A 21,740-nucleotide genomic window follows, 5' to 3' on the forward strand; every position below is an offset into this window, starting at 1 on the left:
AGCAGGGCCTCAGCGAGGCCTCGCCGGCAAATCCGAGGCATGAAAAAGGCGGCCAATGCCGCCTTTTTTCAATAACTTACCGCGATTATTTCATGCGGTAGGTGATGCGACCCTTGGTGAGATCGTAGGGCGTCATTTCGACCTTGACCTTGTCGCCGGTCAGGATGCGAATGTAGTTCTTGCGCATGCGACCCGAGATATGGGCAATGATCTCGTGCCCGTTTTCGAGACGCACGCGGAACATGGTGTTCGGAAGAGTTTCCGCCACCGTGCCCTCGAATTCGATCACGTCATCTTTTGCCATGTGTTTCCTAGGGAGTCGCGAAAAGCGGGCGTCGCGCGCCCGCGAAGCCGCACATTCTGCCACGCCGGCGGCCTGGTAGCAAAAATCCGTTAATCGCGCCGCCGGCTGGGACTGGCGCCGGCAGCAAGACCGCTCGCGCTAGCGTTCCGCCAGGCGCGAGGCCGGCCAGTCGCCGAAGCGCTCGGTCCAGGGCCCGGCCGGTTCGGCGATGGCGGTGAGCGCCGCGACCTCGGCCAGGAAGGCTGCGCGCGGCATCGATCCGGCGCCGAGGCTGAGCAGATGCGGGTTCTCGACCTGGCCGTCGAGCAGCGGCCAGCCCCATTCGTGCAGGCGATGGGCCAGCGCCGCGAGCGCGACCTTGGAGCCGCCGGAGCGGGCGCTGAACATGCTTTCGCCGAAGAACATGCGCCCGATCGCGACCCCGTAGATGCCGCCGGCCAGGCGTTCGCCGTCGTAGACCTCGACCGAATGGGCGTGGCCGAGCTCGTGCAGGCGCTGGTAGGCGGCGAGCATGTCCTCGGTGATCCAAGTGCCGTCCTGGTGCGGGCGCGGCGCCCGCGCGCAGGCGGCGATGACCTCGGCGAAGGCGGTGTCGGCGCGCACCGTCCAGTTGCAATGGCGCAGCCCGCGACGGAATTTCGACGGCAACCGCACGCCGTCGGTGCGGAACACGGTGCGCGGGTCCGGGCACCACCACAGCAGCGGATAGCCTTCCGACGGCCACGGGAACACGCCGTGGCGGTAGGCGTTGAGCAGCCGGCCCGGGCTCAGGTCGCCGCCCATCGCGAGCAGGCCGTCGGGTTGGCGCAGGGCGTGTTCGGGCGACGGGAACGGCGCGTCGGGGTCGGGCGAGAGCAGGATCGGCAGCTGGCTCATGGGCCCGGCTCCGTGGCAGTGGCCAAAGTCTGCGCTTCGACCGCCTTGAACGGTGTGTGCAGCGACAAGGTACGCGCGTACTGCCGCACCGAGGCCGCTTCGTCGCGGCACCAGGGCCGCAGGGCGTCGCGGAAGCCGGGGTCGGCGATCCAGTGGCGGCTGCGCACGACGCTCGGCAGGAAGCCGCGCGCGAGCTTGTGCTCGCCCTGGGCGCCGGGCTCGAAGCGGGTCAGGCCCTCGCGCAGGCAGTAGTCGATGCCCTGGTAGTAACAAGTCTCGAAATGCAGCCCGGGCAGGCTGACCTCGGTGCCCCAGTAGCGGCCGTACAAGGTGTCGCCGCCGCGCAGGCACAGCGCTCCGGCGATCGGCTCGCCCTCGCGTTCGGCCAGGAAGATCACCAGCGACTGCGGCATGGTCCGTGCCAGGTGGCGCAGGAAGCCCAGGGTCAGCGCCGGGTGGTTGCCGTACTCGGCGAAGGTGGTCAGGTAGAAGCGGTGCATCGTCGCCAGGTCGGCGTCGCTGGCGTCGCGGCCTTCGACGATGCGGAAGCTGACCCCGGCACGCGCGACCTTGGCGCGTTCCTGGCGGATGTTCTTGCGGTGCTTGTGGTCGAACGCGGCCAGGAACTGGTCGAAGTCCTGCCAGCGCCGGCCCTGCGCATCGGCCTCGTTGCGCCAGTGGTATTGCACGTCGATGCGTTGCAGCCAGTCGCCGCCGCAGGCTTCGTGCTCGAACGCGGCGTCTTCGCCGGCCTCGTGGAAGTTCACGTGCGCCGACGACAGGCCCTGGCGCTCGCACAACTGCGCCATCGCCGACAGCAACAACGGCCGCTGTGCGTCCTCGCTCGCGAGCAGGCGCGGCCCGGTCACCGGCGAGTAGGGCACCGCGGCCAGCCATTTCGGGAAGTAGTCGCGGCCGTGCTGGGCGTAGGCGTGCGCCCAGGCGTGATCGAACACGAACTCGCCGTGCGAGTTCTGCTTGAGGTAGGCCGGCATCGCTGCGATCAGTTCCTTGCCGTCCCACACGCTCAGGTGATGCGGGGCCCAGCCCCATTCTTCGCGTAGGCAGCCCTGCTGTTCGAGGCCGAGCAGGAAGGCGTGGGCGACGAAGGGATTGCGGCCGTCGTGCAGCGCATCCCATTGCGCGGGCGCGACCTCGGACAGCGAGGCGAGCAGCCGGATCGACAGGGCGTCGGTGCTTGCGGTCACGGGCGGCGCGAGTCGCTATCGAGGGGCACGCGCTCCGAGCGCAGCCGCGGGCGTGGGGGGCTTGCATGGGCGTCGCGGGGCGACGCCCGCAGGCGGGCGCCACACGCGCTCCGAGCGCAGCCGCGGGCGTGTGGGGCTTGCATGGGCGTCGCGGGGCGACGCCCGCAGGCGGGCGCCGGGTTCGCGGCCGATTCGCATCGATCCGCGATGCCCCGGCATCAGGCGTCCTTGTCGAGGAACTTCTCGGCGTCGAGGGCGGCCATGCAGCCGAAACCGGCCGAGGTGATGGCCTGGCGATAGACCTGGTCGGCGACGTCGCCGGCGGCGAACACGCCCGGCACCGAGGTCTGGGTGGCGTTGCCGTCGAGACCGGTCTGGATGGTCAGATAGCCGTTCTTCATCTCAAGCTGGCCTTCGAACAAGGTGGTGTTCGGGGTGTGGCCGATGGCGATGAAGAGGCCGTGGATGGTCAGGTCGCGGGTCGAGCCGTCGTGCACCGACTTCACCCGCAGGCCGGTCACGCCGACGTCGTTGCCGAGCACTTCGTCGACGGTGTGGTGCCAGACCGGTTCGATCTTGCCGGCCTGGATCTTGGCCTGCAGCTTGTCCTGCATGATCTTCTCGGCGCGCAGGGTGTCGCGGCGATGCACCAGATAGACCTTGCGCGCGATGTTGGACAGATACAGCGCTTCCTCGACCGCGGTGTTGCCGCCGCCGATCACCGCCACGTCCTGGTCCTTGTAGAAGAAGCCGTCGCAGGTCGCGCAGGCCGATACGCCGCGGCCCTTGAAGGCGTCTTCCGACGGCAGGCCGAGGTACTTCGCGGTCGCGCCGGTGGCGATGATCAGGGCATCGGCGGTGTAGTCGCCGTTGTCGCCCTTGAGGCGGAACGGGCGCTTGGACAGATCGGCGGTGTGGATGTGATCGAACACCACTTCGGTATCGAAGCGTTCAGCGTGCGCCTGCATGCGCGTCATCAAATCCGGGCCCATCAGGCCGTGCGCGTCGCCGGGCCAGTTGTCGACTTCGGTCGTGGTCATGAGCTGACCGCCCATTTGCAGGCCCGTGATCACCAGCGGCTTCAGGTTCGCGCGAGCAGCGTAGACGGCGGCAGTCCAGCCGGCCGGGCCGGAACCGAGAATGACGACACGGGAGTGCTTGGAAGGGGTCATGTATATAATCGCGGCAGTTGGGAGCGCGCTCTGCGCAGAATGAAACTCCACATTCCAGCCATACGCCGGCGTGTTGAAGTTTCAGGAGCAGGGCATAGCTTGGAGGCGGCGTCCCGGCAAAACAAGGCGTGTCGCAGGGACGCAATGTTGCGTGCCTCAAATCGCATCTTGCCGGCCAACGCGGCGCCCTATCTAATCGCGCACCGGTCAGTCGCGCACAAGAGCCGCCTCATTCGGCTCCGCGGCACCGTAACGCGCTTCACCGAATACCGCGACAGCCCCACGTTCCACCGCAACCGTTCCGACACCACACGACAAACTTTAGACAATCAGGCTTGGGGCGCCGCGCATGCGGCGTTTTTTCTGGGCCGCACTGGAGACAGCAATGCGTATCGGCGTACCGAAGGAAACCAAGACCCTCGAAGGGCGCGTCGCGCTCGTTCCCGCCGCGGCGGGCGATCTGGTCAAGCGCGGCCACGAGGTCTGGCTGGAACAGGACGCGGGCATCAAGAGCGGGTTCAAGGACGCCGACTACACCCGTCTGGGCGTGAAGATCGCCCCGGACGCGGCGGCGCTGTACGAAAAGGGCGAACTGATCGTCAAGGTCAAGGAGCCGATCGCCGGCGACCTGCAGCACCTGCGCAAGGATCACCTGCTGTTCTGCTATCTGCACCTGGCCGCCGAGCCGGTGTTGACCAAGCAGTTGCTCGACATCGGCCTGACCGGCGTCGCCTTCGAGACCGTCGAGCTGCCCAACGGCGACCTGCCGCTGCTGGCGCCGATGTCGATCATCGCCGGCAAGATCGGCGTCCAGGTCGGTACCCACCTGCTGCACCAGCCCATGAGCGGCAAGGGCAAGTTGCTCGGCGGCCTGCCGTCGACCGAGCGCGGCAAGGTCGTCGTGTTCGGCGCCGGCCAGGCCGGCGGCGCGTCGGCGGCGCTGGCCGCGGCCGGCGGCTCCAACGTGACCGTGTTCGAAATGCGCCAGGACCGCATGGACCAGATGATGCGCCTGGGCAACAACGTCACCGCGTTGTTCCCCTACGTCGACGTGGTCGCCCGCGAAGTGGCCTCGGCCGACCTGGTGATCGGTGCGGTGCTGGTGACCGGCGCGCGCGCGCCGCACGTGCTGACCCGCGACATGCTCAAGGGCATGGAAGACGGCAGCGTGGTGGTCGACATCTCGATCGACCAGGGCGGCTGCTTCGAGACCTCGCGCCCGACCACCTGGAAGGAGCCCACCTACGTCGAAGAGGGCGTGACCCACTTCTGCGTGACCAACATGCCGGGCGCCGTGCCGCAGACCTCCTCGCAGGCGATCTGCGCGGCGATCCTGCCCTGGGTCAACAAGCTGGCCGCCGGCGCCGAGTGGCGCAACAACCCGGCGCTGGTGCGCGGCATCAACGTCGAAGCGGGCCAGCTGATCCACCCGGCCCTGCAGGGCATGAAGCTGTAAGCGACTGACTGACACGGCCTGACCGGCCGGGCGCGAGGAGGCGAGATATCGCCGCCGCTCGCCCGGGACCGGTTTGCGCCGGCGAAGCGGGGCGGTAAGGTGGGGCGGTGGCCGATCTCGGCGCCAGCGTCTCGCCGCCGCCCCGTTTTTCTTGGGGCGGTTTCGTTGGGCGGGGCGCGATTCCCGGCCGGACGACGATGCCGCGGTGGGCGTCGGCAGGAAAGCGCGGGTCGGCCCTGGATGGGCGCCCAGCCGCTTTCTTTCCACTTCGCCCGATTCGGCTGTATATTCAACAACTAACAGTATCAACCTAAGGCAGCACATCACGGTGGCGCAAGCTCCCACAGCCAGTCGCAAGAAGGCCAAGCCGGCCGAGACCGAAAAGCGCCCGCCGTCGCCGCGACGTCAGCGGCTGATGCGCGACATCGTCCTGATCGTGATCGCGCCGCTGCTGCTGTATCTGCTGGCGAGCCTGGTGACGTTTTCGCCGGCCGATCCGGGTTGGTCGCATTCGGGCTCGATCACCGCGCCGCTGCACAACGTCGGCGGCCGCGTCGGCGCCTGGATCGCCGATGTGCTGCTGTACCTGTGCGGCTATGTCGCCTTCCTGCTGCCGATCATGCTCGGCGCCATCGCCTGGATCGCGCTGTTCGGCATGGACACCGACGGCGATGGCGAAGCCGACCTCGGTCCGGCGCTGCGCCTGATCGGCATCGTCGGTTTCCTGGTCTCGGCGACCGGCCTGCTGCAACTGCGTTTCGGCCCGGCCGAATATTTCTCCGCCGGCAGCGGCGGCATCCTCGGCCAGTTGGTCGGGCGTTCGCTGTATTCGGGTTTCGGCCCGGTCGGCGGCAATCTGTTCCTGCTCGCGCTGTTGCTGATTTCGGTGACCCTGGCCACCGGCATCTCCTGGTTCGCGGTCATGGACAAGCTCGGCCAGTGGACGATGGCGATGGGCCCGACCCTGAGCAAGCTGTTCCGCCGCGGCAGCCAGCAGGCGACCGAGTGGCGCCAGGCCCAGGTCATGCGCGAAGAGCGCGAGGAAGTGCGCAAGGTCGACACCGAGCTGCGCTCCAAGCGCGAGAAGGTGCGGATCGAGCCGCCGCCGGCACCGGTGGTGGAGAAGAGCGAACGCGCCAAGCGCGAAACCCAGATCCCGCTGTTCAACACCGGCGACGGCAGCGGCCTGCCGCCGCTGGCCCTGCTCGACGATCCCAAGCCGCAACCCAAGGGCTACAGCGAAGAGACCCTGGAAACCCTGTCGCGCCAGATCGAATTCAAGCTCAAGGATTTCCGCATCGACGCCCAGGTCATGGGCGCTTATCCCGGCCCTGTCATCACCCGCTTCGAGGTGCAGCCGGCGCCCGGCGTGAAGGTCAGCCAGATCAGTTCGCTCGACAAGGACATCGCCCGCGGCCTGTCGGTCAAGTCGGTGCGCGTGGTCGACGTGATCCCCGGCAAGTCGGTGATCGGCCTGGAAACGCCGAACACCAGCCGCGAGATGATCTATCTGTCCGAGCTGCTGCGCTCGAAGGAATACGACAAGTCCGGCAGCCCGCTGACCCTGGCGCTGGGCAAGGACATCGCCGGCCGCCCGACCGTGGCCGACCTGGCGCGCATGCCGCACTTGCTCGTCGCCGGCACCACCGGTTCGGGTAAGTCGGTGGCGGTCAACGCGATGGTGCTGAGCCTGCTCTACAAAGCCTCCGCGAAGGAACTGCGGATGCTGATGATCGACCCGAAGATGCTCGAACTCTCGGTCTACGAGGGCATTCCGCATCTGCTGGCGCCGGTCGTCACCGACATGAAGGAAGCCGCCAACGGCCTGCGCTGGTGCGTGGCCGAGATGGAGCGCCGCTACAAGCTGATGTCGATGGTCGGCGTGCGCAACCTGGCCGGCTTCAACAAGAAGGTCCGCGACGCCGAGGAAGCGGGCCAGCCGATGATGGACCCGCTGTTCAAGCCCAACCCCGAGTTGGACGAAGCGCCGCGCCAGCTCGAGACCTTGCCGTTCATCGTCATCTTCATCGACGAATTCGCCGACATGATGATGATCGTCGGCAAGAAGGTCGAAGAACTCATCGCCCGACTGGCGCAGAAAGCGCGCGCCGCCGGCATCCATCTGATCCTCGCCACCCAGCGTCCGTCGGTCGACGTCATCACCGGCCTGATCAAGGCCAACATCCCGACCCGCATCGCCTTCCAGGTGTCGAGCAAGATCGATTCGCGCACGATCCTGGATCAGTCCGGCGCCGAGACCCTGCTGGGTCACGGCGATATGCTGTACCTGCCGCCCGGCACCGCCATGCCCGAGCGCGTCCACGGCGCCTTCGTCTCCGACGAGGAAGTGCATCGCGTGGTCGAACACCTCAAACAGGTCGGCGGCCGCCCGGACTACATCGAAGGCGTGCTCGACGAAGTGCAGACGATGGGCGACGGCACCGTGGTCGGCGCGACCGGCCTGCCGGAAACCGCCAATGCCGGCGGCGACGAATCCGACCCGCTCTACGACGAGGCCGTGCGCATCGTCACCGAGACCCGCCGCGCCTCGATCTCGGGCGTGCAGCGCCGGCTCAAGATCGGCTACAACCGCGCCGCGCGCCTGATCGAGGCGATGGAAGCGGCCGGCATCGTCACCCCGCCAGAACACAACGGCGACCGCAGCGTGTTGGCGCCGCCGCCGCCGAAGTAAGATCGCGCCTTGTAACATCGCGCCTTACGAGGCACTCCCGCACTCCCGCGGCACGACGTCGTATCGGCCCTGGAAGATCACGGCTACGGAAATAGTGATGGCGCTCAAGACGAGATTGAAGCGGATCGGAAAACGCATCCCGCCGGTGTACTGGCTCGGCGGCTTGGTCAATTACCTCAAGTTCCGCCGCGAACTAGCGCGCGAGCAAGCGCTCTACGACGCGCAACTGCGGCATGGCAAGGCGGCGGTGCCGCCGCCGATGTTGCGTTATCGCGTGCACCGCGCCTTGGACGAGGCCAGCTTCGTGGCCACCGGCCCACTGGTGGCCACTGATTTGCTGAGCTGCCTGGACAGCCGAGGCGTGCGCCTGGATGGACTGACCGTGCTGGATTTCGCCTGCGGGCCGGGGCGGATCGTCGGCGAAATGAAAACGCGTTCGCGCAACTGCGAATTCCACGGTTCGGACATCGATCCGGAAGCCATCGAATGGGCGCAGCGGCACCTCTCGCAGGTCGCCCGTTTCCAGGTCAACGCGCCCGCGCCGCCGACGTCCTATGCAGACGCGTCGTTCGATGTGATCTACAACGTTTCGCTGTTCACCCATCTGGACGAGACCAATCAGAACGTCTGGCTGGAGGAACTGGCGCGCATCCTCAAGCCCGGAGGCGTGCTGCTGACAACGGTGCACGGCAAGTACACACTCAACAGTTGCACACCGGAAGAGCGGGCCGAACTGGACAGGTACGGCATCGCCTTCCGCGTCGATCACAAGGGGCGTTTCAAGCTCGACGGCCTGCCGGACTTCTATCAGACCACCTTCCACACCCGCGATTACATCGCGCGGACCTGGAGTCGGTATTTCGACGTTCTCGATCATGTCGAAGGCGGGCTGCAGCAACATCACGACGTGGTCCTGCTGGGGCGACGGGCGGAAGCGGCGTAATGATCGGCCCACGCAGCTTTACCGAGCGCCTGCCGGCGATGCTGTGGTGGCGGGGCGCGCTGCTGTTGGTGCTGGCGGTCGAGCCGGTGCTGCAGGAGGGTTTGATCGGTTTCATCGACGGCCTCGCCGAAGCGCCGCCTTAGCTGAACCGATTGCGCGCCGGGCCGGCTTTGGCGCGCGCCCGTTCAGTTTTTTGTTGTCAGACTCTGCGCAAGCGTTCTGGAGTATTCCGATGATTCGTACCGTCAAATTCGCCGCGGCCGGCGCGATCGCCGCCGTACTGTTCTCGGCCAGCGCCTTCGCCGGCGCGCGCGACGACCTGGGCGCCTTCACCCGCGGCCTCAAGGGCCTCGACGGCCAGTTCGCCCAGCAGGTCTACGACGCCAACGGCAAGCTCAAGGAAACCTCGCAGGGCCAGGTGGCGCTGTCGGCGCCGCGTCTGTTCCGTTGGGAATACGTCAAGCCGTATCCGCAGTTGATCGTCGCCGACGGCAAGAAGGTCTGGGTCTTTGAGCCCGACCTCAAGCAGGTCACGGTGCGTCCGCAAGGCGCCGAGGAACAGAACAGCCCGCTTGCCGCGCTGATCGACCCGACCCGCCTGGATGCGATGTTCGTGGTCAAGGACAACGGCAGCAACGGCGGCCTCAACTGGCTGTCGCTGCAACCCAAGACCGGGAACGACGCCAGCTTCCGCAGCGCCAAGCTCGGCTTCAACGCCGGCGGCCTGGCGAAGATGGAAATCGTCGACGCGCTGGGCCAGAAGACCGAGATCAGCTTTAGCGGCTGGAAGCGCAATCCGAGCTTCCCGGCGACCACGTTCAAGTACGCGCCGGCCAAGGGCGTGGACGTGATCGGCGAAGGCTGAGCGACACCGCGCGGCGACGCCGCGCTGGGTAACGAGGCACCGCGCAATCACCGAAACGCGAGCTCCGCCGGGGCTCGCGTTTTTCGTTTGTGCGCACGTCTGCGAACACCGATGTCGCAAAGCGCGACATCGATCAAAGCGTTTGCGCCGCAGGGGGCCGTGTTTGTGAGCCGGGTCGCAGCGCATCGTCGCGATGCGTCGCGTTATTCGCCGGGCCGGGCCGTACCGATCTGCGGCCGCGCCGCGTCGCATGCTGCGCGGCGTCACAGCACGAACCAAGGCGCCGGATGCCCCGACGCGGACACGGTGACATGCTCGCCGCGCTTCGCCAGACCGAGGCGAAGCCGGCGCAGGAGCGAAGCTGGCCGCATGCGCGCGTTGCCCCGCCAGCGACCCGACTGGAGCACGACCGCATGAAGCGTCTATCGTTATTGATCGCCTTGTTGCTGCCGACGATGGCGGCCGCCCAGGACCAGACCTTCGAGAAAGACAACGGCATCATCCGCATCCGGCTCAACGAAAAAGTTGCGCCGCACAATACTCGCTCGCCGATGATCACCGGCCTGTGGATCGCCGGCCGCCTGGCCGTACCGCACGACAACGTCGGCGCCGACTTCCAGATGACCACGCGCAGCAGGGAGGGCAACGAGTACAACCCCACCCAGGGCGGCGACTGCACCGGCCGCACCTCGCTGCTGACCGGTTCGATCCCGAACTGGAGCGGCGCCCAGCTCGGCACGCCGGCCAGCCACGGCATCCTGCTCGGCATCGACCCTTTGCTCTACGACGAGCCGAATCTCTCCGGTACCTGTCGGGGCCGTCCGGCGCAGGTCGCGCCTTACGACATGGCCTTCGGCGTCACGCTCGGCGACGGCTTCGCCATGCCGTGCGAAGCCATGATGCTGGACATGTCGATCCGCAAGGATTTCTCGGGCGCGCAGAACCCGGTCAAGGCCCTATCGGAACTGCCGGTCGCGTTCGTCGACGTCAATTTCCTGCGTTACGCCTATTACAGCCTCAACGGTTCCCAGTTCCAGCGCTTCCAGCCGTCGACCACGCCCGGCCTCAGCCACGACATCAAGCAATGGCCCTGGAACGAGAACTACTACCAGAGCGGCCACGCCATCGCCTTGTGCGATCGCCCCGACATGGTCGAGCAGCCGAACCAGGGCACCTGCATGGCGTTCTATTCGCACGAGCCGACCCTCGTCTACGCCAGCCGCCGCCAGGGCGCGCCCTACGAACTCGGGCTGATGTCGATGTTGGGCGACGACGATTTCTCGACCGAGATCGTCGGCACCGAGTGGCATACCGCGCGTCGGCTGGTGGCGGTGGGGCACCTGACGTCGGTGGCGGCGGTGATCGCGCACGCCGAGCAGCATGTCCCGGCCTCGTCGTGGGCACAGTGGTAAGCGCTCGGACGGGTTGATCCGATCTCGATGCGGGTCGTCCCGATGGCCGCAGTCGGCGGCCGTTGATGCGAGCCCTGCGGGGCTCGCGTTTTTTGTCGCGGCGACTAGAGCGAATGCGTCAAGCGTAACCTCGTCGCGCACGGCGCAGCTACAGCGTCTTTTCGTAACGGATCGTGGTCAGGCCGCTGTTCCATTCCTGGTCGGGATAACGCGCCGTTTCGCGATAGCCCAAGGCCAGGTACAAGGCCTGGCTGCCGGTGTTGAAGGTGTCGGTTTCCAGGCTCGCCGTCGCGATGCCGTCTTCGCGCATCGCTGTCTCCAGCGTGGCCATCAGTTGCCTGGCCACGCCGTGCCGGCGTGCCGGGGCGGTCACATGCAGAGCCCCGACGAAACCGCCGTCGCGGTGGGCGAAGCCGGCCAGGCGCCCATCGAGTTCGGCGACCACGAAGCGGCCCAGGTGCGCATCGACGAAGCGTTCGGTACCGCCGCCGTTGCGATAAGCGGCGATCGCCTCGGCGCTCAGTTGCGGGCGCCAGGTATCGACGAAGGTTTCCTCGAGCAGGGCCAGTACGGCGGCGCGGTCGTTCGAGCGTGCCGGGCGGATCCGAAGCAGGGCTTTGGTCATTGATGTGCGGCGACGCTGCCTGGCAGCGTCGGGTGCTTGATGCCGATGGATCGCTCATTGTGCTGTCGCGATGCATCGACAGGAATGGCGAGATCGGTCCTTAGCGCAGTGGTCCGAGCGGCCTCAGCTCGATGCCGGCGCCTGCTCCGGGAACCACTCCGCGCGTGCCAGCCAACCGGCCAGGAAGCGCTGCAGCACCGGATGCGCGGCGGCGAGGTTGCGGTAGTAGTCGATGCGGCCCTGGCGGTAGTGCGGGTACAGCGCCGCCTGATCGGCGGCCTGCAGTGCCGCGGCCGTGTCCGGGCCGAACCGGCCGTCGGCCACCACCGGCGGGCCGAGCAGGGTCTGCACCAACGACACCGCATGGAAGCCGGCGTTGACCTGGAAATCGAACAGGTCCTCGGCCAGGCATTGCAGGCCGATCGCGTCGCATTGGAGCGGGTCCCAGTACAAGGTCTTGTAGAGGATCGCCGCCTGGCCGTTGCTCAGTGCCTTGAGGTTGTCGAGGGTGGGCGCGATGCCGAGCAGTGCCTGCGCATGCGCCTGGAAGGTCGCCAGGGTGATGCCCTTGTTGGTCGCGCCGCCCGGGTCGGCCGGGTCGTCGACGTAGCCGCCCTCGAACTTCAGCAGTTGCGGGAAAAACGCGTTGAAATCCGCCATCGCGATGCTCGCTGTGTAGGTGGATGGAGTTCCGGCGTACCGGGTTCGTGAACAAGAACGTCGCCGGGACGGGGCTGTGAGCGGCCTGCGTACGCAGGCCCGGTCGCGGATCCTACTCACTCGCCGGCGTGCTTGCCGCTACCTTCGCTCCGGGGTTCGGTTCAGACCTGCCAAACGGTTTGCGTTATCCCGCTGGATCAAGGGCTTGCGCCCAGGCGCGGCTCGCCGCCGCCGCGATCTTGCTATCGTGTCGGACCGCCCGACACCGGAACCCGTTCGCCCCGTGGCCCGCCGCAACGCCTCTTCCTCCGCTAACGATCGCGACCTGTTGAGCGTGGATCGCGACGGCCTGCGCCCGCTCGCCGAACGCATGCGTCCGCGCGCGCTCGACGAGATGGTCGGCCAGCGCCGCCTGCTCGCGCCGGGGTCGGCGCTGCGCCGCGCGGTCGAGTCCGGGCGGGTGCACTCGATGATCCTGTGGGGGCCGCCGGGCTGCGGCAAGACCACCCTGGCGCTGCTGCTGGCGCGCTACGCCGATGCCGAGTTCAAGGCGATCTCGGCGGTGCTGTCGGGCTTGCCGGAAGTGCGCCAGGTGCTGGCCGAGGCCGCCCACCGGTTCGCCGACGGCCGCCGCACCGTGCTGTTCGTCGACGAGGTGCATCGCTTCAACAAGAACCAGCAGGATGCGTTCCTGCCGCACATCGAGCGCGGCACCATCCTGTTCGTCGGCGCCACCACCGAAAACCCGTCGTTCGAGCTCAACTCGGCCTTGTTGTCGCGCTGCCGCGTGCACGTGATGGAGTCGGTCTCGCCCGAGGACATCCGCCAGACCCTGCGCCGCGCGCTCGAGGACGAGGAGCGCGGCCTGGGCGGGCAGTCGATCCAGGTCGGCGACGAACTGCTGCTGCAGATCGCCACCGCCGCCGACGGCGACGTACGCCGCGCCCTGACCCTGCTGGAGATCGCCGCCGAGCTGTCGCAGGACGAAGACGGCCTGATCACCGAGGCGGCCCTGGCCCAGGTGCTGGCCGACCGCACGCGCCGCTTCGACAAGGGCGGCGACCAGTTCTACGACCAGATCTCGGCGCTGCACAAATCCGTGCGCAGCTCCAACCCGGATGCGGCGCTGTACTGGTTCGCGCGCATGCTCGACGGTGGCTGCGATCCGCATTATCTGGCGCGCCGGATCGTGCGCATGGCGGTCGAAGACATCGGCCTGGCCGATCCGCGCGCCCAGCAGATGGCGGTCGACGCCTGGGACACCTACGACCGGCTCGGCAGCCCGGAAGGCGACCTGGCCCTGGCCCAGGTGGTGATCTACCTGGCGAGCACGGCCAAATCGAATGCGGCCTATGCGGCCTTCAACGCGGCCAAGAGCGATGTCGGCCAGTACGGCACCCAGGACGTGCCGATGCACCTGCGCAATGCGCCGACCAAGCTGATGGAACGCCTGGGCTACGCCAAGGGCTATCAGTACGACCACGACGCGGACGGCGGCATCGCCCTCGACCAGACCGGCTTTCCCGAGGCGATGGGCGAACGGGTGTATTACGAGCCGGTCGCGCGCGGTCTGGAGATCAAGCTCGGCGAGAAACTCGCGCGCCTGCGCGCGCTGCGTTCGCAGGCGCGCGGCGAGGGCGACGGGCAGGGCGAAGGCGAGGGCGGCTGAGGCGAGGGCGGCTGGCGAGGACATACTCGAACGCGGCGGCCGTTCAGGCCGGCCGCGACGGGTCGGACGGTCAGACGGGCAGCGTGTCAGATGGCAGCGGGCAGGCCGCTACAGGCCGGCGCATAACGGGAGATCGCATACGGTGTTGGCTTCGTTCTTCGCAATCGGCCTCGGCGCCGCGATCGGTGCGTGGGTGCGCTGGGGCCTGGGCCTGTGGCTCAATCCGAGCCATGCCAGCCTGCCCTTGGGCACCCTGGCGGCGAACCTGATCGGCGGCTACGGCATCGGCCTGGCCGTGGCCTGGTTCTCGCAACACCCCGCGATCGCGCCGGAGTGGCGCTTGTTCGTCATCACCGGCCTGCTCGGCGGGCTGACCACCTTCTCGACCTTCTCGGCCGAAGTCGTGCACTTGCTGGGGCGCGAGCAGTTCGGCTGGGCCTTCGGCGTGGCTGCGTTGCACATGCTGGGCTCGTTCGCGATGACCGCGGCTGGCATCGCCAGCGTGCAGGCCTGGGGTCGTGCTGGCTGAGCGGCGCCGGCCGAGCCGCGTCGGCTGAGCGGCCGCCCGCAATTACTCGATGGACGGCGGGACCGGACGACGCGACATGCGCAGCACGTCGTCGCTCGGCGCGGCGACCTTGTTGGCCAGGACCTGCTGCAGGGATTCGACCTCGGCCCAGACCATGTGCTGCAGCGCCTGCAACAAGGTCATGCCGGCATTCGACAAGATCAGGCGGCCGTCGTGGCTCAGGGCCAGCCCATCCTCGATCAATGCATGCTTCATGTGACTGGTTTCCGGTTGCACCCCGCGTTGCAACCCCACTAGAACGCTCAGCAGAGCGTGTTCCCGCAATGACACCTTGAACAAAGCACTTCCCCTCTCAGCACCCGGCACGTATGGCTTGTATGTGCCGGCAGTCACGATATGGGATCGGACGTGATGACAGCTTTGACAGGCACTGGTGCACCTGAAAGTTGCTTTCGGCCGGTGCCGGGCGGCCCTGTGGCGAAGGCGGCAGCCGGTGGCCGGGAGGCGCCGTCGGGAGTGGCCGGCCCCGTTGTAACTGTCCTGGCGATGCGGCATCGTCGCCGCACCCGCCGGGTCGGCGGGCACACCACAGATTCGGGACTTCCATGCTGATCTACGACAAAGTCGTGCCGCTGAACCGCCACACCCATCGCCGCCTGCGTCTGCGTTCGTCCTCGCACAACGCCCGTTTCGCCGCAGGTCTCAACTCGGTGCCGTTGACCACGGTCGAGTTCCTGCAGGCCGCCTGCGAATACGCCATCGTGTTCGCCAAGCTCGAAAGCGGCGATTTCCTGCCGGCGATCATGGTCGGCCTGCGCAACGAAGAGAACCTCTACGTCGGCGAAGACGCGCGCTGGAAGCGCGGCTACGTGCCGGCGTTCCTGCGCCAGTATCCCTTCATCCTCACCGAAGACCGCGCCAACAATACGATGACGGTCTGCATCGACATGGGCTACGACGGTCTGTCGGAAGAAGAGGGCGAGCCGCTGTTCCAGGAGAACGGCGAGGACACCGAGAGCCTGGCGCGGGCGATGGGCTTCATGTCGAATTACCACGAAGAGTTCCGGCGCACCGCCGCGTTCACCGCCAAGCTCAAGGAACTCGACCTGCTGGAGCAGCGGGTGATCCGTTTCGGCGGCGAAGGCGAACCGCAGCGCGAACTCGGCGGCGTCTACGTCGTGTCGGAAGAGCGTTTGTTCAAGCTCGGCGACGCGCTGATCCCGGAACTGCTGCGTACCGGCGCGCTTGGGCTGATCTATACCCATCTGACTTCGATGCAGAACCTCGACCGGCTTTCGGCCTTGGCGCAAGAAGCGCAGAGCAAGGCCGCCCCGGCGACGAACTGAGCCGACCGCTTTAGTGGCGGAAGCTTTTGGCGTTTGATCTAGATCTGGACCTTGCTTGAGCGATACGCCGCGAGGCCGACACGGCGCGGTCGCGGCTCGCGCCGCTCCTACTCTTTAAACCGGCGGCCACGACGCTCTGATCTCGCGTCGCTTCCGACTGGAGTCCAGGGTAGGAGCGACGTAAGTCGCGACCACGTTTTCGCGGCCTCCGGCGTGTCCCTCAAGCAAGAGGGCAAATCCCTCGAGCAAGAGCAGAGCTTCCGTCCGCTACGCGGCCGGGTTACTTTCTTTTGCTGGCCCAAAAGAAAGGTAACCAAAGAAAAGGGCTTTCCTTGACGAAGCTCCCGTGCGAGTACGCAGCTTGCGCCGGGATTTTTCGATAAGACGTCCCTGTCTTATCGAAAAACGGCGCACGTCCTGTGCGCCGCCCTCCGGGTCTCCAAGTGTTCTCGCGAGTTCGGTACTGCGCCAAGCTCTTCATGGCAATGGCAACGGCAACGGCAACGGCAACGGCAACGGTCAGGACACACGACCTTGCCGAGCTGTCGCGCATGCGCCTCAATCGCGCAACCGTGCCAACTTGCGTTCGCGCCGATGCATCAACACACCCGCCACGCTGACCCCGATCGCCACCAACAGCACGATGATCGTGGTCAACGCATTGATCTCCGGGGTCACGCCGATCTTGACCTTGGAATAGACCAGCATCGGCAGGGTGGTCGAGCCCGGACCGGAGGTGAAGCTGGCGATGACCAGGTCGTCCAGCGACAGGGTGAAGGCGAGCAGCCAGCCGGCGAGCAGGGCCGGGGCGATCAGGGGCAGGGTGATGACGAAGAACACCCGCCACGGCTTCGCGCCCAGGTCCATCGCCGCTTCTTCCAGGCTCGCGTCCATCGAGGTCATGCGCGAGCGCACCACCACGGTGACGTAGCAGGCGGTCAGGGTAATGTGGGCGAGGGTGATCGTGGTCATGCCGCGTTCGGGCCAGCCGAACAACTGCTGCACGCCGACGAACAGCAGCAACGAGGACAGGCCGAGCATGACGTCGGGCATCACCATCGGCGCCGAGTTCATCAGGCTGAGGATGCCGCGGCCCGGGAAACGGCCGAAGCGCGACAGCGCCAGCCCGCTCGCGGTGCCGAGCGCGACCGCGGCGGTGGCCGAGATCGCGGCGATGGTCAGGCTGCGCTGCACCGCCTCCAGGATCTGCTCGTTGCGCATCAGCGCGCCGTACCACTGCAGCGAGAACCCGCCCCAGGTGGTGGCGCGTTCGGAGCCGCTGAAGGAGAACACGATCACCGAGACGATCGGCAGGTACAGGAAGGCGTAGCCCAGCGCCATCATCGTGTACAGAGTGAACGGGCGCCGCCTCACGAGCGGGCCTCGCGCGCCACGCGACGGTTCTCGACATACTCGAACAGCAGGGTCGGCAGCACGATCAGCAACAGCATGGCGATGGCGATCGCCGCCGACAGCGGCCAGTCGCGGTTGGTGAAGAACTCGGTCCACAGCACGCGGCCGATGGTCAGCGCGTCGGGGCCGCCGAGCACGTCGGGGATCACGAACTCGCCGACCGCCGGGATGAACACCAGCAAGGTGCCGGCGATGATGCCGGGGATCGACAGCGGCAGGGTCACGCGCGCGAAGGCCTGCCAGGGTTTCGCGCCGAGGTCGGCGGCGGCTTCGAGCAGGGTGAAGTCGAGCCGCACCAGGGTCGCGGCGAGCGGCAGGATCATGAAGGGCAGGTAGTTGTAGGTGATGCCGATATAGACCGCCAGGTCGGTGTGCAGCACCGCCTCGCCGGGCTCAATCAGGCCGGTCCAGGCCAGGGCCTGGCTGATCAGGCCGTTGGCGCGCAGCAGGCCGATCAGGGCATAGGTGCGCAGCAGCGAGCTGGTCCAGAACGGCAGGATCACCAGCACCAACAGCAACAGGCGCAGCACCCGCGGTGCGCGGGCGATGCCGTAGGCGATGGGATAGCCCAACAGCAGGCAGAACAGGGTCGACACCGAGGCGAACAGCAGCGATTTCAGATACGCGGCGATATACAGCGGGTCCGACAGCAACGCGGTGTAGTTGGAGGCATGCAGGCGCAGCGAAGTGGCGCCGTCGGCACCGGTCTCGATCAGCGGGGTGTACGGCGGCACCTGGCCGAACAGGCCCTGGGCGAAGCTGATCTTGAGCACGATCAGGAACGGCACCAGGAAGAACAGCGCCATCCACAGCATCGGCACAGCGGTCACCAGCAGGCGGCCGCGGCGGCTGCGAAACTCGTCGCCAACCGCGCGGAACCAACCGAAGAGGTTCTGAACGACATCCGCCCAGAAACCCCAGCCCCCCAAGTCCCGCTTTTGCTCCATCCCACTCATGGGCGCATCCCCAGCACGGCCGCGCAGACCGTTCCGGCACGCATGAGCCGGCGATGCACGAGTCCGCCGCTCACGAGGCCATGCTTCACGAGGTCAGCCTTCACGAGGTCAGCCTTCACGACGTCAGCACCACCGCGCTGCTCGCATCCCACGACAGCCACAGGCTGTCGTCCCAGTCGTAATGCGGCTCGGAGCTGCGGGCGACGTGGGTTTCCTGCACGCGCAAGGTCGCGCCGGCCTCGGTCTGGACGTGATAGATCGAGACGTCGCCGAGGTAGGCGATGTCGCGGACCTTGCCGACCACGGCGTTGTCCAGGCCTTCGGGGCGGGTTTCGTGGACGTCGATTTTCTCCGGGCGCACCGCGATGCCGACCGCGGTGCCTTCGGGCAGCGGATCGGGATGGCGTGCGAGCAGTTCGCCGCCGACCCCGTCGCAATGCACGCGCAGCAGACCGCCGTCGTCATGGCCGAGCACGCGTCCGTCGAGCAGATTGATGCCGCCGATGAACTCGGCGACGAAGCGGGTCGCCGGGTACTCGTACAACACCGCGGGCGTCGACACCTGGACGATGCGGCCGGTGTCCATGACCGCGATCCGCGACGACATCGTCATCGCCTCTTCCTGGTCGTGGGTGACCATGATGAAGGTGGTGCCGACCCGTTCCTGGATGCTGACCAGTTCGAACTGGGTGTGTTCGCGCAGCTTTTTGTCGAGCGCGCCCAGCGGTTCGTCGAGCAACAACAGCTTGGGTTGCTTGGCGAGCGCGCGGGCCAGGGCGACGCGCTGGCGCTGGCCGCCGGAGAGTTGGTCGGGCTTGCGGTTGCCGAGCTGCGGCATGCGCACCAGCTCCAGCATCGCCTGCACGCGGTCGCGGATCTCGCCGGCGCCGAGGCGGGCTTCGCCGGGCAGGCTCTGCTTGAGGCCGAAGGCGATGTTCTGGGCCACGCTCATGTGCGGGAACAGGGCATAGCTCTGGAACATCATGTTGACCGGGCGCTGGTACGGCGGCAGGTCGGTGACGTCGACGCCGTCGATCAGCACGCGGCCGCGGTCCGGTGTCTCGAAGCCGGCGAGCACGCGCAGCAGGCTGCTCTTGCCCGAGCCCGAGCCGCCGAGCAGGGCGAAGAACTCGCCGCGGTATACGTCCAGCGAGATGTCGTCGCAGGCGTAGACCTTGCCGTAGGTCTTGGTCACGCCTTCGATGCGCACGAACGGCTGTGCGGACGGGTCGCGCCAGGGTTCGAGGGCGGCGCTGCGGGCGGGGACGCTCACGCGCTCAGTGCCCGCTCTTGATGCGGGTCCAGGCGCGTACGCGCTGGCGTTGCACGTCTTCGGGCAGGGACTTGGGGTCGATCAACTTGGCACGCACCTCCGCCGGCGGATACACGCCAGGGTCCTTGGCGATGGCCGGGTCGACCAATGGCAACGCGTCCTTGTTGGCGCTGGCGTAGGCGACGTGGTTGCTGATCGCCGCGGCGACCTTCGGGTCGAGCAGGTAATCGATGAAGGCGTGGGCGTTGCCCGAGTGTTTGCTGTCTTTCGGTACCGCGATCACGTCGACCCAGCGGATCGCGCCTTCCTTGGGCAGCACGAAGCGCAGGTTCGGCGCCGGCTTGCCGGCCTTGGCGGCGGCATCGAAAGCGTCGGTGCTGGCCTGGGCGATGTCGCCGGAATAGCCCATCACCAGGCAGGCGTCGCCGTTGGCGAAGGCATCCTTGTACTCGGCGTTGTTGAAGGTGCGCACGTAGGGCCGGATCGCCTCGTAGACCTTCTTGACCACCTCGATCTCGTCGGCGGTGCCGGCGTTGGGATCGCGTCCGCGCCAGATCAGCGCCGCGCCGAAGGCTTCCTGGTCGTCGTCGAGCACGGTGATGCCGCACTTGGCGAGCTTGGCGGCGTTGGCGGGATCGAACAACAGCGACCAGGTATCGAGTGCGGCGCCGGGGCCGAGCGCGGCCTGAACCTTGTCGACGTTGACGCCGAGCCCGGTGGTGCCCCACATGTACGGCACCAGGTGCGCGTTGCCCGGGTCGATGCCGTCCAGGTTCTGCAGCAACTGCGGGTCGAGATGCTTCCAGTGGCTCAACTTGCTCTTGTCGAGCGCCGCATACAGCCCACTCTTGACCTGGCGTTGGGCGAACGGACGCGCCGACGGAAACACCACGTCGTAGCCCGATGCGCCCGCGGTGAGCTTGCTCTCCAGGGTTTCGTTGGCATCGTAGACGTCGTAATTGACCTTGATACCGGTCGCCGTCTCGAAGTTCTTGATGGTGTCGTCGGCGACGTAGTCGGACCAGTTGTAGACGTTGAGCACCTTCTCCTCGGCGCCGGCCGGCGCGGCGGGCGCGGCCTGGTCGGGCTGTTTGCCGCCGCAGGCGACGAGCATCAGGGCGCAGGCGAGCGGGGCGAGGCGCAGGATCACGGTGTTCTCCAAAACAGGTGCGATGGCGGGGATGTTCGGAGGGCGCTCGGGCGGTGTCAATGTAAGACAGCCCTTTGCGCCGGCCTTCACGCGAAGGACCCGATCGCCGGCCCGCCTCGGATGGCTTTAGCTCCTCTCCCGTTGACGGGGTGAGCGAGCGCGGCTTGCGAGCTCACGAACGCCAAGGCGCTATGCGTTCTGGCCGGGGTGGGGTTGGGGGGAGGGCGCAGAGAGTTCGGGTGAGGGCAGGCCGACTGCGCTATCGTCGCCGGCAGCCCGCCTGGAGAGACCCGCATGTCCGATCGCCCGCACCTTCGTCGCTGCGCACCGAGCGCGATCCTGTTGGCCTTGGGTCTGGCTGTGCTGTCGCCGCTGCCCGCCGCCGCACAGGACGCCACGGCCTCCGAACCGCCGGCCTGGGCCGTGCACGGCGGGGTGAGCGCGCTCAGCGACTACATCTGGCGCGGCGTGTCCCAGACCCAGGAAGACCCGGCGCTGCAGGCCGAGATCGAGCTTGAACATCGCAGCGGCTTCTATGCGGGCTTGTGGGCTTCGAGCATCGACTTCACCGCCGCCGGCGAAGAGGACGACGGCATCGACTACGAACTCGACGGCTACCTCGGCTGGGCCGGCGAATTGCGGCCCGGTCTGGAACTGGACGTGGCGCTGATGCGGGCCGCGTATCCTGGCGCTCGCTCGGGTTTCGATTACGACTACACCGAGCTCGAAGGCACCCTGAGTTTCGCCGAGCATTACCACGTCGGCCTGGCGTATTCGCCGGATATTTTCGGCCTGGGCGGCAAGGGTTACTACTGGAACGCCGGCGGCGAATGGCTGCTCGGCGAGAGCGGCTTCGGGTTGAAGGCTCAGATCGGTCATTACGACCTCGAAGACGCCGCAGGCGACAGCTACAACGATTACCTGCTGGCGCTGACGCGGGAGTTCGGGCCGGTGCAGGCGGAGTTGCAGTACACCGATACCTCCAGTTATGGGGCGGAGTTGTCGGAGGCGCTCGACGATGGGAAGTTGGCGGATGGAAGGGTTAGTTTGGTGGTGGGGTGGAAGTTTTAGGGGGCCGCGGACGATCGCGGGGGATCGTTTTTCTAGGGTCAAGGTCAAGATCAGGATCAAACGCCAAGAGCTTCCGCCACTAAAGCGGCGGGTAACTTTCTTTTGTCTAAAGCAACAAAA

At 67.0% G+C, this 21,740-nt stretch carries 21 protein-coding genes; 10 read left to right on the forward strand and 11 right to left on the reverse strand.

From position 1 onward, the window contains the following. Positions 1-85: 85 nt before the first annotated feature. From infA to trxB, 4 genes are all read right to left on the reverse strand, one after another. Positions 86-304: a translation initiation factor IF-1 gene (gene infA / locus EX88_RS0112325; RefSeq protein ID WP_031372296.1), complete on the reverse strand. Its 219-nt coding sequence runs from the start codon at positions 302-304 to the stop codon at positions 86-88. Between the two features lie 138 nt (positions 305-442). Next, positions 443-1,180 carry a leucyl/phenylalanyl-tRNA--protein transferase gene (gene aat, locus EX88_RS0112330; protein WP_031372297.1) on the reverse strand — a complete coding sequence of 246 codons (738 nt, stop codon included), beginning with the start codon at positions 1,178-1,180 and terminating at the stop codon, positions 443-445. Continuing rightward, positions 1,177-2,367 carry a GNAT family N-acetyltransferase gene (locus tag EX88_RS0112335; RefSeq protein WP_152566247.1) on the reverse strand — a complete coding sequence of 397 codons (1,191 nt, stop codon included), beginning with the start codon at positions 2,365-2,367 and terminating at the stop codon, positions 1,177-1,179. The genes aat and EX88_RS0112335 overlap by 4 nt, the downstream gene beginning before the upstream one ends. Before the next feature lie 239 nt (positions 2,368-2,606). Further along, the gene (gene trxB / locus EX88_RS0112340) at positions 2,607-3,560 is read right to left on the reverse strand and encodes a thioredoxin-disulfide reductase (protein WP_031372299.1); all 954 of its coding nucleotides are present in this window, start codon (positions 3,558-3,560) and stop codon (positions 2,607-2,609) included. Between the two features lie 385 nt (positions 3,561-3,945). Between trxB and EX88_RS0112345 the strand changes: the two genes are divergently transcribed. From EX88_RS0112345 to EX88_RS0112370, 6 genes are all read left to right on the forward strand, one after another. Further along, entirely contained in the window at positions 3,946-5,016 is a 1,071-nt protein-coding gene (locus EX88_RS0112345; RefSeq protein ID WP_031372300.1) for an alanine dehydrogenase, read from the forward strand. 328 nt (positions 5,017-5,344) lie between these two features. Continuing rightward, entirely contained in the window at positions 5,345-7,708 is a 2,364-nt protein-coding gene (locus EX88_RS0112350) for a DNA translocase FtsK (RefSeq protein ID WP_031372301.1), read from the forward strand. Between the two features lie 97 nt (positions 7,709-7,805). Then, a complete protein-coding gene (locus tag EX88_RS0112355) occupies positions 7,806-8,651 on the forward strand; it encodes a class I SAM-dependent methyltransferase (protein WP_031372302.1) in 846 nt (281 codons plus the stop codon). After that, the gene (locus EX88_RS26535; RefSeq protein ID WP_161786118.1) at positions 8,651-8,794 is read left to right on the forward strand and encodes a hypothetical protein; all 144 of its coding nucleotides are present in this window, start codon (positions 8,651-8,653) and stop codon (positions 8,792-8,794) included. The genes EX88_RS0112355 and EX88_RS26535 overlap by 1 nt, the downstream gene beginning before the upstream one ends. Before the next feature lie 89 nt (positions 8,795-8,883). After that, a complete protein-coding gene (gene lolA, locus EX88_RS0112365) occupies positions 8,884-9,516 on the forward strand; it encodes an outer membrane lipoprotein chaperone LolA (protein WP_036148737.1) in 633 nt (210 codons plus the stop codon). Positions 9,517-9,929: 413 nt separating this feature from the next. Next, positions 9,930-10,928: a hypothetical protein gene (locus tag EX88_RS0112370; protein ID WP_152566245.1), complete on the forward strand. Its 999-nt coding sequence runs from the start codon at positions 9,930-9,932 to the stop codon at positions 10,926-10,928. 148 nt (positions 10,929-11,076) lie between these two features. Here the strand turns inward: EX88_RS0112370 and EX88_RS0112375 are convergent, their stop codons facing one another. Then, on the reverse strand, positions 11,077-11,553 hold the full coding sequence (locus EX88_RS0112375; RefSeq protein ID WP_031372305.1) for a GNAT family N-acetyltransferase: 477 nt from the start codon (positions 11,551-11,553) through the stop codon (positions 11,077-11,079). A 123-nt stretch (positions 11,554-11,676) separates the two neighbouring features. Beyond that, entirely contained in the window at positions 11,677-12,213 is a 537-nt protein-coding gene (locus tag EX88_RS0112380; protein WP_031372306.1) for a glycoside hydrolase family 108 protein, read from the reverse strand. A 370-nt stretch (positions 12,214-12,583) separates the two neighbouring features. On the opposite strand from EX88_RS0112380, the gene EX88_RS0112385 reads away from it, so the two are divergent. Together EX88_RS0112385 and crcB are read left to right on the forward strand one after the other, a co-directional pair. Further along, entirely contained in the window at positions 12,584-13,882 is a 1,299-nt protein-coding gene (locus tag EX88_RS0112385) for a replication-associated recombination protein A (protein ID WP_152566248.1), read from the forward strand. A gap of 142 nt (positions 13,883-14,024) precedes the next feature. After that, positions 14,025-14,411, forward strand: a complete 387-nt coding sequence (gene crcB / locus EX88_RS0112390) for a fluoride efflux transporter CrcB (RefSeq protein ID WP_200875831.1) — start codon at positions 14,025-14,027, stop codon at positions 14,409-14,411. A gap of 42 nt (positions 14,412-14,453) precedes the next feature. Here crcB and EX88_RS0112395 read toward each other — a convergent pair whose 3' ends face one another. Then, positions 14,454-14,666, reverse strand: a complete 213-nt coding sequence (locus EX88_RS0112395) for a hypothetical protein (RefSeq protein ID WP_031372309.1) — start codon at positions 14,664-14,666, stop codon at positions 14,454-14,456. 350 nt (positions 14,667-15,016) lie between these two features. Here EX88_RS0112395 and EX88_RS0112400 point away from each other — a divergent pair, with 350 nt between their 5' ends. Continuing rightward, positions 15,017-15,757 (forward strand): SapC family protein, encoded by a 741-nt coding sequence (locus EX88_RS0112400; RefSeq protein ID WP_031372310.1) that lies wholly within the window; start codon positions 15,017-15,019, stop codon positions 15,755-15,757. A 558-nt stretch (positions 15,758-16,315) separates the two neighbouring features. Here EX88_RS0112400 and EX88_RS0112405 read toward each other — a convergent pair. The 4 genes from EX88_RS0112405 to EX88_RS0112420 all read right to left on the reverse strand — a co-directional run bounded on the left by EX88_RS0112405 (position 16,316) and on the right by EX88_RS0112420 (position 20,549). Further along, positions 16,316-17,101 (reverse strand): ABC transporter permease subunit, encoded by a 786-nt coding sequence (locus EX88_RS0112405; protein ID WP_031372311.1) that lies wholly within the window; start codon positions 17,099-17,101, stop codon positions 16,316-16,318. Positions 17,102-17,127: 26 nt separating this feature from the next. Next, the gene (locus EX88_RS0112410) at positions 17,128-17,985 is read right to left on the reverse strand and encodes an ABC transporter permease subunit (RefSeq protein WP_223620238.1); all 858 of its coding nucleotides are present in this window, start codon (positions 17,983-17,985) and stop codon (positions 17,128-17,130) included. Between the two features lie 256 nt (positions 17,986-18,241). Next, positions 18,242-19,399 carry an ABC transporter ATP-binding protein gene (locus tag EX88_RS0112415; protein ID WP_031372313.1) on the reverse strand — a complete coding sequence of 386 codons (1,158 nt, stop codon included), beginning with the start codon at positions 19,397-19,399 and terminating at the stop codon, positions 18,242-18,244. A gap of 4 nt (positions 19,400-19,403) precedes the next feature. Then, positions 19,404-20,549, reverse strand: a complete 1,146-nt coding sequence (locus tag EX88_RS0112420; protein ID WP_200875832.1) for a polyamine ABC transporter substrate-binding protein — start codon at positions 20,547-20,549, stop codon at positions 19,404-19,406. A 294-nt stretch (positions 20,550-20,843) separates the two neighbouring features. Here EX88_RS0112420 and EX88_RS0112425 point away from each other — a divergent pair, with 294 nt between their 5' ends. Further along, on the forward strand, positions 20,844-21,620 hold the full coding sequence (locus EX88_RS0112425) for a TorF family putative porin (protein ID WP_031372315.1): 777 nt from the start codon (positions 20,844-20,846) through the stop codon (positions 21,618-21,620). The last annotated feature ends 120 nt before the right edge of the window (positions 21,621-21,740 follow it).

The organism is Lysobacter antibioticus (assembly GCF_000731095.1).
Classification (GTDB): Bacteria; Pseudomonadota; Gammaproteobacteria; order Xanthomonadales; family Xanthomonadaceae; genus Lysobacter; species Lysobacter antibioticus_B.